We start from the raw sequence: 13620 nt of genomic DNA on the forward strand, positions 1-13620 counted from the left end.
TCGATGGATATCGCCGCCATTGCCATCAAGAAACGCCTGGTCACCCTGGTGCTCACTGCAGCGATGCTCGTTGCAGGGTTGTGGACCTATCAGGACATGAGCCGTCTGGAGGATCCGGAATTCACTATCAAGGAGGCACTTGTCGTCACGCCTTATGCGGGCGCCTCAGCCCTGGAGGTGGAGCAGGAGGTCAGCGACCGCCTGGAGAAGGCCGTGCAACAGCTCGGCCAACTGGAGCGCGTGAGCTCGAAGTCCGAGCGGGGCCTGTCGACCCTGACCGTTACCGTCAAGGACAACTACGACCGCGAAAGTCTGCCCCAGGTCTGGGACGAATTGCGGCGCAAGGTCGACGACGTGCAGCGCGAGCTGCCGCCGGGTGCTGGGCCGTCGATCGTGCTTGACGACTATGGAGACGTCTATAGCGCGTTCCTGGTGGTCACCGGCGACGGCTATAGCTACGCCGAACTCAAGAACTATGTCGATCAGCTACGTCGTGAGCTGCTGCTGGTACGAGATGTTGGCAAGATCACCACTTTCGGCGAGCGCCAGGAAGCCATATTTGTCGAATTCAATAGTGACCGCCTGTCGCAATTGGGTATCGCGCCCGCGTCCATCATCGAGGAGCTACGCCAGAAAGGCTTGGCGACGGATGCCGGGCGAGCGCGGGTAGGGAAAGCTTTCGTCACTCTGGCGCCTTCGGGTGGCCTCAGTTCGATCGGCGACTTTCAGGCCTTGCTGATTCATGGTGGCGACGGACGGCAGTTCCAGCTTGGTGATCTCGCACGGATCCGGCGCGGTTATGTAGAACCTACCGCCGCCGAGATCCGCTTTGACGGCCGGGCCGGTATCGGCCTGGGCATTTCTACCGTTTCCGGTGGCAACGTGGTGACCATGGGCGAGGCGCTGCAGGCACGCATGGCCGAGCTGGAGGGGCAGCGTCCGGTCGGCATGGAGTTCGGCATCGTCTCCCAGCAGTCGGAGTCCGTCACCACAGCAATCTCGGGTTTCGTCGAGAGTCTGCTACAGGCCGTGGCCATCGTCGTGGCGGTGCTGCTGCTGTTCATGGGCCTGCGCAGCGGGCTGCTGATTGGCTTCGTTCTGCTGTTGACCATAGCGGGATCCTTCCTTTTTCTAGATCCCATGGGCGTGGCACTCGAGCGCATCTCTCTGGGGGCCTTGATCATCGCCCTGGGTATGCTGGTGGACAACGCTATCGTCGTGGTCGACGGCGTGCTCGTCCGTCTACAGCGCGGCGAGCGTGCCGAGCAGGCCGCCTCAATCGTCGTCAAACAGTCGGCTTGGCCGCTGCTCGGCGCCACCCTGATCGCCATTCTGGCCTTTGCGGCGATCGGCACTTCGAACGACGAGACCGGCGAGTACTGCCGCTCGCTGTTTCAGGTGGTAATGGTTTCGCTGTTGCTGAGCTGGGTGACCGCGGTGACGGTGACGCCGCTGCTGTGCGTGATGTTTCTTAAGGCTCCGGCGCCCGACCAGGCGACTGCAGACCCTTACGGCGGTGGTTTCTATCGGCGTTACAAGGAGTTGCTGCGTATCTGCATCCGTCGCCGCTACTTGAGTACTGCCAGCGTGGCCGGCCTGTTCGCCGTCGCCCTGTGGGGCTTCAGCATGGTCGAGCAGAGCTTCTTCCCCAGCTCGACCCGACCCCAGTTTATGGTGGATTACTGGTTACCCCAGGGCGCTCACATAGATGCTACGCGCGCCGATGCCGAAGAGATCGAGCGCTTTCTGCTGGAGCAGGGGGGCGTGACGCACGTCACCACCACCCTCGGCGAAGGCTCGCTGCGTTTCCTGCTTACCTACCAGCCACAACAGCCCAACCCGGCCTATGCACAGTTTCTGGTTGGTGTGGACGACTACCGTCTGATCCCCCAACTGATGGCGAAGGTCGAAGACGAACTCGCCAGCCGTTTCCCGGATGCACTGAGTTATGCCTCGCCGTTCGAGCTGGGCACCGGGGTGAGCGGCAAGATCCAGGCCCGCCTGAGCGGTCCTGACCCGGATGAATTGCGCCGGCTTGGCGATCAGGTGCAGCAGATCTACCAGAGTGATCCCGATGCCAAGGCGGTGCGTACCGACTGGCGGCAACGTGTAAAGCTGGTACGAGCGACCCTGGCCGACGAACAGGCCAACGTCAATGGCATCACCCGTGCCATGGTGGCAGCGGCGATTCGCGAGGGCTTCCAGGGCGTGACCGCGGGCGTTCATCGCGAGGCTGATCTACTGCTGCCGATTATAGTGCGCGTCGATGACGCAGCACGTAACGCCATCGACGACCTGGCCAATCTGCAGATATGGAGCCCGGTGGCGCAGAAGATGATCCCGCTACAGCAGGTGGTGCGTTCGTTCGATACCGTGTTCGAGGACGAGATGATCCACCGTCGAGACCGCAAGCGTACGCTCACCGTCTACGCCGACCCCAGGCAAGGTAATGCTAGCGAGCTGTTTGCGCGGCTGCGCCCGCAGGTCGAGGCCTTGCCGCTGCCGCCCGGCTACAGCCTGGAGTGGGGCGGCGAGTACGAGGACGCCGGCAAGGCCCAGGCCGGGCTGGCCGCGAGCATCCCGGTGTTCATCGTGGTCATGGTCCTGATCACCATCATGCTGTTCAACACGCTGCGACAGCCGTTGGTGATCTGGCTCTGCGTGCCGCTGGCCTTGATCGGGGTAACCGCCGGCCTGCTGGTCAGCGGACAGCCCTTCGGCTTTATGGCCTTGCTCGGCTTCCTCAGCCTGATCGGCATGCTGATCAAGAACGCCATCGTGCTGATCGAGCAGATCGATCTGGAGTGCGAGGAGGGCAAGGCGCTGCTGCCGGCGATAGTCGATGCTGGGGCGAGCCGCCTGCGCCCGGTGGCCATGGCCGCGCTGACCACGGCGCTAGGCATGATCCCGCTGGTGTTCGACGCCTTCTTCGTCTCCATGGCCATCACCATCATCGGCGGGCTTCTGTTCGCCACCGTTCTTACCATGGTCGTGCTGCCGGTGTTCTACGCATTGATCTACCGCGCGCCGTAAAGCCTCCGTTGGGGCGGCTTGAGAGCCGCCCCGATCCTGGGTCCATTCCACAAGCCGCCGCAGATGACACGGTCACCAGATCTCGCCGGCTCGGCATGAGTCTTCGTGCGGGCAGAAGAGTTGTGCGCTGTTCACATTTCCCTGGTCTGAGCGTCGTGGCCGGGATCAACCAATTCTCTGGCGTCCTTCCGAATCTGGCCTGGCTCCTGCTACCGATGAGGCCGGTGATGCGTTCTGCACGTCAGCGTGGCAGCAGCTGCGCGCGGATATGTGGAAGGAGCCGAGCTTAGCTCCCGGATCTCTCCAGGCAGTCACAACGCCTACAGCCTCTGCCACTTACTTCGCGGCTCAATCGCGCCTATGAATCTCCCCCGGCGGGGACTCTCTTTGCCGCCATGCGGTCGCTGCGTGGGATTGCTTCGAGTATCCGTAGCTCACGAGCGGGTTCTGCGAATGACAGTCGCTCGTACCCTTTTACGCCCGTATATCTTCGTAACAGGTGTTCCAATAATTCTCAAAATGGTGCGGCGTACTGCTACATGCTGGTGCAGTCGAGGACAAGAGGCTACCGCATGACTCCTCACTGGTATCTATAAGCTACTGATAAATAATGATTTTAACTGGGCTTTAGGGTTTGGCATGTGGATTGCTTTTTCTTGTCAAAGGACTTGTTCAAATGACTATGTCATTTGATTAGTAATCTAGGCGCAAGCCGATTTCCCTGTCGGGAAGGTAGTGCCGCCAGTCAAAGCCCCGTGAGGACACCCCAATGAAAGAAGTGATTGAGCGCCCAGAAGTCGGCGTTGTTAACCGCCGTGGCGTCAGGCATCTGCTCGTGGCCGTTGTAGCGTCGACTGCAATGGGTTCTGTTCAGGCTGCGAAGCAGGATCCTGCTTTGCTGGGGACGGCATTGACGCCGCTGGGAGGGGAGGTAGCGGCAAGTGCTGATGGGGTGATTCCGGCCTGGACGCAGCCCGGCCCTCAGGGTGGTGACTGGACTTACGGTGAGGTGCGTGGCCAGCACTGGAAGTTCAAGGACGACAAGCCGCTCTACAGTATCGACGCGAGTAATGTCTCGCAGCACGCGAGCAAGCTGTCGCCGGGCCAGCTTGAGCTGTTCAAGAAGATCCCGGGCTATCGAATGAATGTGTACCCCACCCGTCGCAGCTGCGGCGTGCCGGACTTCGTTGCCGAGAACACCAGGAAAAACGTCGGCTTCGCTACCCTCGATAGTGATGGTCTTGCGCTGAAGGAAGCCTATGTTCCTGGCGTTCCGTTCCCGATGCCTACGACCGGCGCCGAGGTCATGTGGAACATGAAGATGCGCTACCGTGGCGTCGGCCTCGACATTCCCAAGTCCATCGCCGGGATCTCCCCACGTAAGGCGGGAGGGGATTGGCTGCGTGCTTCGAATGATGTGTCCTTCTTTACCCCTTGGGGGGAGAAGGGGAGTGCGCTGTTCTCTTCCGTCGGCCGGATAGAAAACGCCACCTACTTTTCTTTCCTGGAGCCGGCTGCCCTGGCGGGTCAGGCTGCCGTGCAGAGCGCTGTGGCTGGTGAGCAGGCAACTACTTTCTATTACTTTCCCGGCCAGCGGCGCGTAAGGCGCATGCCCGCTTACTCCTATGACACGCCGCAGATCGGTATGGATAACCAGTACAGCGTCGATGAAGCGAACATCTTCTTCGGTCCCCTGGATCGCTTCGACTGGAAACTGGTCGGCAAGCAGGAGTTGATCGTGTCCTACAACGCTTTTGGCGCCTACGACACGTCCGCCAAGGTCGAAGAGGTTGCCCAGGACGATTCGATCGCGCCCGAGTCGCGCCGCTATGAACTGCATCGAGTGTGGGTCGTCGAGGCCAATGTCCGCCAGGGCATGCGCCACCAGGCGCCGAAGCGTCTGTTCTACATCGATGAAGACAGCTGGAACGCCGTGATGGCCGTCGACTACGACAAGCAAGGGCAGATCTGGAAGGTGCGCGAAGGCTTCACGATTCCTGTGTACGAGACCGGTGCTTGCGATACGCAGGCTTTGGTGCAGTACAACCTGGCGGACGGCCGTTACCTCTTCGACTTGAGCACCATCGGCGCCAGCAAGGATCTCCGCTGGCTGACCGAGAGCGAAGGCAATCCGCGGCATAAGCGCGGTTTCTACACCTCCGACAACCTGCGCGCCATCAGCGAACGCTAATCGCGACTCTTGGGATCCGATATGAATAAAATAATTGCTAAAGCATCGGGGCTGGTCATTGCCTGCACAACGCCTCTGGCCATGGGCTTCACCTTCGAGACAGAGAATGTCCGTGGCTCGTTCGATTCCACCATCGGCTGGGGCATGGGCGTGCGCACCCAGTCGCAGGGCTGCGATCTGGTCAACGCCGGTGCTGCTGGCAGCGGCGCCCCTGCCTGTCTGGATTCGACCGTTTCCGGTATTGGCGATCAGGGCAACCTCAACTATGACAAGGGCGACCTGTTCACCCACTACCTCAAGGGCGTTCACGAGCTGCTGCTGAAGTTCCCCGAGGACTTTACGTTCATGGCGCGCGGCAGCTGGAAGCGCGACTTCGCCGCCACTCATACCACCGGGGCGCTGGGTGCCGAAACCCAGTTCTGGCAGGCCATGGGCTCGGATATCGGCAGCGATGGGCTGACCGATGACGCGCGTGACGATCTGAAGTTCAAGGCGCGCTTGCTCGACCTGTGGGTGAGCAAGGGCTTCGACGTGGGGGAGCACCGGGCGCGGGCGCGCCTGGGCAACCAGGTGATCAACTGGGGCGAGAGTCTGTTCGCGGTGGGCGGCATCAACGCTACCAACGCTTACGATATCCAGGCGCTATCGAACCCAGGGGTGCAGCTCAAGGAGGCCTTGCTGCCGGCACCGATGCTCAGCGTCGCCAGCGGCCTGGGCTATGGTGTGAACGTCGAGCTCTACTATCAGTTTGCCTGGAATAAGAGCGAGTTGCCGCCGGTGGGCAGCTACTGGTCGACCTACAACGTGATCGGCGAGGGCATGCAGGAGTACGGCTTCGACGACAAAGACGCCCGTGACAGTGGCCAGTGGGGCCTCTCGGTACGCTGGCAGCCGGAGGACAGTGACGTCAACTACGGTTTCTACGTGATGCGTTATCACGACAAGCTGCCGCAGCAGCGCTACGACCAGGCCAGCTTCGCACCCACTTGGATCTACCCGGAGGACCGCATGCTTTACGGCATCAGCGCCAACCTGCCGGTCGGCGACTGGGCCGTGGGCACTGAGCTGTCCTACCGCCCCAAGGAAGCGGTGCCGCTCAACCCGTTGCCGGGCTTCGCATTCGGCCCAGCGCCTTGCTCGGGGCGGGACGGGGAGTGCTGGAAAGACACCAAGAAGTTCCAGTGGCACCTGACCGGCATCTACAGCCTGACCAACGCCAACTCTCCGGACTTTCTCGAGTTCACCGGGGCCAGCACCGGGACCTTGCTGACGGAGCTGGTGCTGGTGAAGTATCCGGGACTGCACGACAGTTACGACGGCGAGCTGCTCGCACCGGGCGCCAACAGCTGGGTCGAGGACATGTCGCAGTTCCCGCCCAAGTCGCGTGGCGATGCGACCTCCTCGGGCATTCACCTGGACTTCAGCCTGACCTATGACAGCACACTGATCCCCGGCTGGACCGTGACCCCCGGTATCTACTATCAGCAGGCGCTCGGCAACGGACGCACGCCTTCGGTGAACTCGACCTACACCCGTGATGCCAGCGCGATGAACCTGTACCTGAACTTCGTGCGCAACCCGGGTAACTGGCAGGTCAGCCTGAACTACGCCAAGTTCAACGACGCCGACACCCCTTACGACCAGCCGCTGCGTGATCGCGATTACGTGGGCTTGTCCGTTTCGCACTCGATGTGAGGCACGCTGTGAATACTCCTGTTGTAGATAAGTCCGACGAAAGGGGGCGTGGCGTGCTGCCACGCCTGGAGGACTGGCTGTTCCGTCGGCGCCGCCTGGTGCTGGCGATGCTTGCCCTGTTCACCCTGGGTATGTCCTGGTTCGCCGTACAGCTGCGCATGGATGCCGGCTTCGAGAAGCAGCTGCCCCTTGGCCACGAGTACGTCGAGACCTTCCAGGCCTACCGCAGCGACCTTATCGGGGCGAACCGCCTGACCATCGTGGTCAAGGCCCGCGATGGCTCAATCTGGAATGTAGCCGGGCTCAAGCGGCTGTACGAGGTGACCCAGGCTGTGACTTTCCTGCCCGGGATATCGCGCAGCAGCGTGCAGTCACTGTGGACGCCCAACTCCTTCGTCAACGAGATTACCGAGGAAGGCTTTCGTGCAGACCCCTTGATCCCCGGCACTGTGACGCCCGAGCGTCTCGACCAGGGGATAGTCGACAGAATCGCCAGCTCCACCGCCCAGGGCGGCTTTACCGGCACGCTGGTGGCGCGTGATCAGAGCAGCGCGATGATCACCGCCGAACTCAACGAACTCGACGAGAACGGCCAGCAGCTGGACTATGTGGCCTACAACCAAGTGCTAGAGCAGCAGATCCGCGCCCAGTTCGAGGACGAGGCGTTCGAGATCCAGATCATCGGCTTCGCCAAGCAGATCGGCGATATTGCCGACGGCGCCACCGCGGTTCTGGAGTTCTGCCTGCTGGCGCTACTGCTGACCGCTGCGGCGGTCTACTGGTACTGCCATTCCGTGCGCTTCACCCTGCTGGCGCTGGGCTGCTCGCTGACCTCGCTGGTCTGGCAGTTCGGCAGCCTGCGCCTGCTCGGCTACGGCCTCGATCCGCTGGCTGTGCTGGTGCCCTTTTTGGTGTTCGCCATTGGCGTGTCCCACGGCGTGCAGCAGATCAACTACATCGTGCGGGAGATCGCCTGTGGTAAGAGCGCCGAGCAGGCGGCTCGTTCCAGCTTCAGCGGCCTGCTGATTCCGGGCACCCTGGCGCTGGTGACGGCCTTGGTGTCCTTCGTCACGCTGCTGCTGATCCCGATTCCGATGGTGCGCGAGCTGGCCATCACTGCCTCGCTTGGCGTGGCCTTCAAGATCATCACCAACCTGGTGATGCTGCCACTGGTGGCCTCGATGCTCAAGGTCGACGGCAGCTACGCTGCTGCCGAGGAAGTCTCCCGCGAGCGCCGTGCGCGTTGGCTGCACGGCCTGGCGCGCCTGGCCGAATGGCGCAACGCCCAGCTGGTGCTCGGTGTCGCTCTGCTGGTGTTCGTTGTGGCTGTCTGGCAGAGCCACGACCGGGTCGTCGGTACGCTGCAGGCCGGTGCGCCGGAGCTGCGTGAGGACGCCCGTTTCAATCGCGACGCAGTGTCCATCGCCGGCAGCTACGACATCGGCCTGGACTGGCTCAGCGTGGTCTTCGAGGTCCAGCCGGACGGATCCGGCGAGGTCAATGGCGCCTGCGAGAACGTGGCCCTGGGGCAGTACCAGGATCGTTTCGTCTGGGCCATGCAGGGGGTGCCCGGGGTGCTCTCGGTGGCCTCCTTCTCCAGCGCGATGCGCCAGTTCAACGAGGGCTACAACGAGGGCAACCCGAAGATGAGCGCGGTGCCCATCGACGCCATGAACTACTCCTCGCTGGTCACCGAGGTGGCGCGTCTCTCCGGGATCATGCGCGGCGACTGCAGCATGACCGCCGTGCACCTGTATCTGGCCGACCATAAGGCGACCACCATCAACCGTGTGCTCGAGGCGGCCAAGGCGTTTCGCGCCGAGTTCCCTATGGCGGGCGTCTCGGTACGCCTGGCCTCGGGCAATGCCGGGGTACTGGCGGCCATCAACGAGGAGGTGGAGAAGAGCGAGATGCCGATGCTGCTGTACGTCTACGCCGCCATCGCCCTGCTGGTGTTCGCCGTCTACCGAGACCTGCGCGCCGTGCTGGTGTGCTGTCTGCCGCTGACCATCGGCACCTTCATCGGCTACTGGTTCATGAAGGAGCTGCAGATCGGCCTGACCATCGCCACCCTGCCGGTGATGGTGCTGGCGGTGGGCATCGGTGTGGATTACGCCTTCTACATCTACAACCGCCTGCAACTGCACCAGGCCAATGGCCAGCCGATCGTCAAGGCCGTCGAGCACGCGCTGCTCGAGGTCGGCGTGGCGACCATTTTCACTGCCATCACCCTGGCCATCGGTGTGGCCACCTGGGCGTTTTCCGAGCTCAAGTTCCAGGCCGACATGGGCAAGCTGCTGGCCTTCATGTTCATGGTCAACATGGTTATGGCCATGACCGTGCTGCCGGCCTTTGCCGTCTGGCTGGAGCGGGTGTTCCCGCGCAAGCGCCCGGTGCGCATGATCGGCGCCCTGGCGCATTGAGGAGAGAGCAGATGCGATACGCGTTTTTCATACTGAGCGCGCTGCTCGCCGCAGCGCTGCCTATCACCATCCTGCAAGCGCAGCCGCTGCGCGCCGAGCGAGCCCTGCCGGTGAGCCATGCCAGTGCGGCGACCATGCTCGATGCCGTGTGGGCGGGCGAGCGCATGGTGGCCGTGGGCGACCATGGCGTGGTGCTGCTGTCCGATGACCTGGGCCAGAGCTTTCGCCAGGCCCGCGCGGTGCCAGTATCCACACCGCTGACCGGAGTCAGCTTCGCCGACGCGCAGCATGGCTGGGCGGTTGGTCACTGGGGGGCGATCCTGGCCAGCACCGACAGCGGTGATTCCTGGCAGATCCAGCGCTTGTCGACCGAAGAGGACCGTCCGCTATTCGCCGTGCATTTCTTCAACGCCCGGCGGGGCGTGGCAGTCGGCCTTTGGTCGCTGGTGCTGACCACCGACGATGGCGGCCAGACCTGGCGCGAACAGACCCTGGACGCGCCGCCGGGCTATGGGCGGGCCGACCTCAACCTGATGGGTTTGTTCGCCGACGCCAAAGGCGGCCTGTACGCGACCGCCGAGCGTGGCCAACTACTGCACTCCGTTGATTTCGGCAAGAGCTGGCGCTACCTGGACACCGGCTACGAGGGCACCCTTTGGGCGGGCGCTGTGCTGGCCGATGGCTCGCTGCTGGTTGGTGGCCAGCGCGGCACCTTATTGCACGGCCCGGCAGATGGGAGCGACTGGCGGAGGGTGCCGCTGCAGAGCAAGAGTTCGGTCACCGCGATAGTCGCCGGGGGGCGCCAGGTGCTGGTCGCCGGTCTTGACGGCTTGCTTGTGCGTAGCCGCAACGGAGGGCATTCGTTTCAGCAGCAGGACGCGGAGGGCGCCTCGCTGACTGCAGTGTTACTCGCCGACGGTGATCGTCCTGTGCTGTTTTCACGTCGCGGTGTAGTCCCATTAAAAGATTGAGGACAGTCCAGTTCGACTCGCGCTGAAACCGCGAGTCGTTGCCGGCAGATTGTGGCCTCCATCCGTCGAAGAGGGCGCCGCGGGTCAGAGCCCCTTCGTCGTTGATCTCGGCGGCGCGGCGACGGTGAAGAGGCGCTGGATGACTATTGAGGGTATGCGAAGGGATGTGGATGTCTCGATGTCTCTCGCAACGATATCGGGCTACGCAAGAGGATGCCGAGAGATGAAAACTTTTCACTTAATCCTGGCTATGGCATGGCCAGCCTGTGCGTGGGCACATGCTGAAGACCGATATGTTGATGCAGAAGCGGCGAGTAAGGCCAAGGTGCTGGTCGGGGAAGCCCGGGCCTTGTATATCAAGGTGGACGAGGCCTGTCGTAATCCCTCTGCCACTGGCCTTCTCTATGAAGTCGCAGAGGACGTCGTGAGAAAGCTTGACGGTTGGCCAGACCATTATCAGAAGAAGCAGGCTCTTACTTCATACCATGCCTGCCGTCAGTCTCTGGTAAACGTCAAGAGCTATGCGTACGCCTGTGCACAGGGTGGGGGCAACGATAGGGCAATGAAATACATGCAGCGTCGATGGGCAGAAGACTCCTCAGCCTGTGATGAGGCCATTCGTGTGTCAGAACTCGCACGATAAGGCAGAGTAATCTTGGTGTTGTTCGCTTGCTGCAGCTATCAGGAGCTGAATATGCTTAATGACTCTAGGGATTCTGTAGATGGAGTAATATCTGGTGTGGACGTGCCGGAATATTTGTTCTTGCCGCGTCTTTGGTGAATGTTGACTATGACTGATCGTTGTTACACGGTTTTTTGCGAAAGTTTGTTCGTGCGGAACGCTGAGCTCTTCGCACCATATTTGGCGGCTGTCGGGCTTGATGAAGAGTTTCTGAAGTCTCCTGATGCAGAAATTCCACTTTCGCAGTACATGGCCTTGTGGGAAGTAGTAGGGCGTGAGGTTTCGCCCAGTATTGGCATGCAAATTGGCTCCCGGGCTCAAAGCAGCGACTGGGGTGCCTATGGCCACGCGGTACGTAGCGCGCCATCAATGCAACTGGCGCTTCGATGCGTCAGTCATTTTTATGCGGTGATCGCGCAAGGTATGCGAATCGAAGTTGGCGTGGATGACAAATCCGTTACGCTGATTTACCAAGTTGTGGATCCACTTGTAACTGAGCGGCGTCAAGATGCCGAGTATGCAATAAGTGCAACGCTCACTATTCTGCGTGAGCTAACTAAGTGTTCCTCGCTTAAGCCCCTTCGGGTGGAGTTTGAGCACAATAAGCTGAGCAATGATTCGGTCTACCAGGGGGTGTTTGGCTGTCCGGTTTTTTTCAATAGGCCCGATAATCGAATAGAGTTTGCTCTTGGCCTGCTGGAGATGCCGATCCTAACCCGGATTTCTCATGACCGCATAAACAAAAACGGCTGAAAGCCTTATGATTCTTGTCGCCAAACAAAGCCCCATAAGTCTTCAGCCGCGCACAAAATGCTACCAGAAAAACTCCACTTTTCACCCCTCTCTCGCCGCCTCGTCGAGGCCTCTTTCACCGGTGGTCACATCACCTCGGATGCGGGCTTGTTGCTGCTGCGCGAGGTCGACCGGCAACATGGCTTGACCCGCCGCCTGGCCAAAATCGTTCCCGATCGGCGTGATCCTGGGCGTGTCCAGCATGGACTGCAGACACTGCTCGCCCAGCGTATCTATGCACTGGCCGCCGGCTACGAGGATCTCAACGATCATGACGGCCTGCGCCATGACTACGCGCTGCAGACTGCGGTCAACCGCCTGCAACCGCTGGCCGGCAAATCCACTCTGGGGCGCCTGGAACAGCAAGCCGATCGCGAAACGGTGGTGCAAGCCCATCGCCTGCTGTGGGAGCACTTCATCGCCCAGCATGACCAGGCGCCGGCTGAGATCGTGCTCGACTTCGATGCGACCGATGTGCCGGTGCATGGTGATCAGGAAGGGCGCTTCTTCCATGGCTATTACGACCATTACTGCTTCCTGCCGCTCTATGTGTTCTGTGGTCGCCATCTGCTGGTGAGCTATTTGCGCCCGAGCAACATCGATGGCGCCCGACACAGTTGGGCCATCCTGGCACTGCTGGTCAAGTTCATTCGCCGCTTCTGGCCAGAGACCCGCATCGTGTTCCGCGGTGACGGCGGTTTTTGCCGACATCGCATGCTCGACTGGTGTGACCGCAAGCAGGTGGATTATGGGGTTTGGGGAGCAATGGAACCAAAAACCAACGTAAGCCCTACCAACGCTTTTCGGTGTCTTCTTCCCAGGCGCCCATCTCGACAAAACAGTTGCGCATGTCGGCCTCCTGGCTGATCTCGGTCAGCAGGTCATGCACGCTCTTGTCCAGCTCATCGTCGCTCCGATACGGAATGGTCAACTCATAGTGGCCGGCATCCAGCCGCTTCATGCCATAGGGCTCCAGGCAGTAGCGCTCAATGTTCTCCGTGGCCCGCTTCCGGCCGCGCACGAACTTGCTGTTATTCACCACCGCGAGGCGCAGGGTGACGGTGGCCACCCGCTCGGCGGCGGGCGGCTCTGCCGGCGACGCGGCCGAAGGCTGCTGGTCGCGTGACCTGGCGCTCTTCTGGTACGCGCCGATCTCGACACCACGGTGGCGCAGGTAGCTGTACAGCGTGCTCTTGGAGATGTGCAGCTTCTCGCCGATCGCGCTGACGCTCAGGCGACCTTCGCGGTAGAGGGTTTCGGCCGCCATGGCGGTGGCCTCAGCCTTGGCTGGCAGGCCCTTGGGACGGCCACCGATCCGGCCACGCGCCCGTGCGGCCGACAGACCCGCCTGAGTCCGCTCGCGGATCAGCTCGCGCTCGAACTCCGCCAGCGAGGCGAACAGGTTGAACACCAGGCGGCCTTGGGCGTGGGTGGTGTCGATGGGGTCATTCAGGCTCTGTAAGCCGACCTTGCGCTCTGCCAGCTCGCCGACCAACTCGACCAGGTGCTTGAGGGAACGCCCAAGGCGATCCAGCTTCCAGATCACCACGGCATCACCCGGCCGCACGTTGGCCAGCAGTTTGTCCAACTCCGGCCGGGCGCTTTTCGCGCCGCTGGCGATGTCTTGGTAGATGCGTTCGCACCCGGCCTGTTTCAGGGCATCGACTTGTAGGTCGGCTTTCTGATCCCGAGTGCTCACTCGCGCATAACCGATCTTCATCAAAAGTACTGTTTACTCGACTACGTTAGTAATAGTTGAACTTTGATTAAGCGTACCAGTTATTTGAACCGTAGCGCGGGGAGCTTAACGAACCGAGCCATTCCTCGATAGAG

Annotated in this window: 8 protein-coding genes and 1 pseudogene; 8 read left to right on the top strand and 1 reads right to left on the bottom strand. The window is 61.5% G+C overall.

Going from position 1 to position 13620, the window contains the following annotated elements:
* Window positions 1-3: 3 nt before the first annotated feature.
* From AC3IYG_RS23140 to AC3IYG_RS23175, 8 genes and pseudogenes are all read left to right on the top strand, one after another.
* The gene (locus AC3IYG_RS23140) at window positions 4-3033 is read left to right on the top strand and encodes an efflux RND transporter permease subunit (protein ID WP_181087135.1); all 3030 of its coding nucleotides are present in this window, start codon (window positions 4-6) and stop codon (window positions 3031-3033) included.
* Window positions 3034-3802: 769 nt separating this feature from the next.
* A complete protein-coding gene (locus AC3IYG_RS23145) occupies window positions 3803-5224 on the top strand; it encodes a DUF1329 domain-containing protein (protein WP_489332303.1) in 1422 nt (473 codons plus the stop codon).
* Window positions 5225-5245: 21 nt separating this feature from the next.
* A complete protein-coding gene (locus tag AC3IYG_RS23150) occupies window positions 5246-6919 on the top strand; it encodes a DUF1302 domain-containing protein (protein WP_489332304.1) in 1674 nt (557 codons plus the stop codon).
* Window positions 6920-7026: 107 nt separating this feature from the next.
* Window positions 7027-9342, top strand: coding sequence for an efflux RND transporter permease subunit (locus tag AC3IYG_RS23155; RefSeq protein WP_489332335.1), 2316 nt, complete (start codon window positions 7027-7029; stop codon window positions 9340-9342).
* An 11-nt stretch (window positions 9343-9353) separates the two neighbouring features.
* Window positions 9354-10313: a WD40/YVTN/BNR-like repeat-containing protein gene (locus tag AC3IYG_RS23160; RefSeq protein ID WP_181087133.1), complete on the top strand. Its 960-nt coding sequence runs from the start codon at window positions 9354-9356 to the stop codon at window positions 10311-10313.
* Window positions 10314-10536: 223 nt separating this feature from the next.
* Entirely contained in the window at window positions 10537-10956 is a 420-nt protein-coding gene (locus AC3IYG_RS23165) for a hypothetical protein (RefSeq protein WP_181087132.1), read from the top strand.
* Between the two features lie 147 nt (window positions 10957-11103).
* Window positions 11104-11748 carry an AraC family transcriptional regulator gene (locus AC3IYG_RS23170; RefSeq protein ID WP_258189466.1) on the top strand — a complete coding sequence of 215 codons (645 nt, stop codon included), beginning with the start codon at window positions 11104-11106 and terminating at the stop codon, window positions 11746-11748.
* 57 nt (window positions 11749-11805) lie between these two features.
* A pseudogene (locus AC3IYG_RS23175) lies at window positions 11806-12543 on the top strand (IS1380-like element ISPa33 family transposase); the annotation flags it as partial.
* Window positions 12544-12577: 34 nt separating this feature from the next.
* On the opposite strand, the gene AC3IYG_RS23180 reads toward AC3IYG_RS23175, so the two are convergent.
* Window positions 12578-13507 (bottom strand): recombinase family protein, encoded by a 930-nt coding sequence (locus tag AC3IYG_RS23180; RefSeq protein ID WP_003150544.1) that lies wholly within the window; start codon window positions 13505-13507, stop codon window positions 12578-12580.
* Between the last annotated feature and the right edge of the window lie 113 nt (window positions 13508-13620).

Source organism: Pseudomonas sp. KH_027 (assembly GCF_057838565.1).

Excerpts from the sequence above, each read along its gene's own strand:
- AC3IYG_RS23170 (WP_258189466.1), top strand. The coding sequence starts at position 11,104 with ATGACTGATCGTTGTTACACGGTTTTTTGCGAAAGTTTGTTCGTGCGG.
- AC3IYG_RS23160 (WP_181087133.1), top strand. The coding sequence starts at position 9,354 with ATGCGATACGCGTTTTTCATACTGAGCGCGCTGCTCGCCGCAGCGCTG.
- AC3IYG_RS23145 (WP_489332303.1), top strand. The coding sequence starts at position 3,803 with ATGAAAGAAGTGATTGAGCGCCCAGAAGTCGGCGTTGTTAACCGCCGT.
- AC3IYG_RS23180 (WP_003150544.1), bottom strand. The coding sequence starts at position 13,507 with ATGAAGATCGGTTATGCGCGAGTGAGCACTCGGGATCAGAAAGCCGAC.
- AC3IYG_RS23165 (WP_181087132.1), top strand. The coding sequence starts at position 10,537 with ATGAAAACTTTTCACTTAATCCTGGCTATGGCATGGCCAGCCTGTGCG.
- AC3IYG_RS23140 (WP_181087135.1), top strand. The coding sequence starts at position 4 with ATGGATATCGCCGCCATTGCCATCAAGAAACGCCTGGTCACCCTGGTG.
- AC3IYG_RS23150 (WP_489332304.1), top strand. The coding sequence starts at position 5,246 with ATGAATAAAATAATTGCTAAAGCATCGGGGCTGGTCATTGCCTGCACA.
- AC3IYG_RS23155 (WP_489332335.1), top strand. The coding sequence starts at position 7,027 with ATGCTTGCCCTGTTCACCCTGGGTATGTCCTGGTTCGCCGTACAGCTG.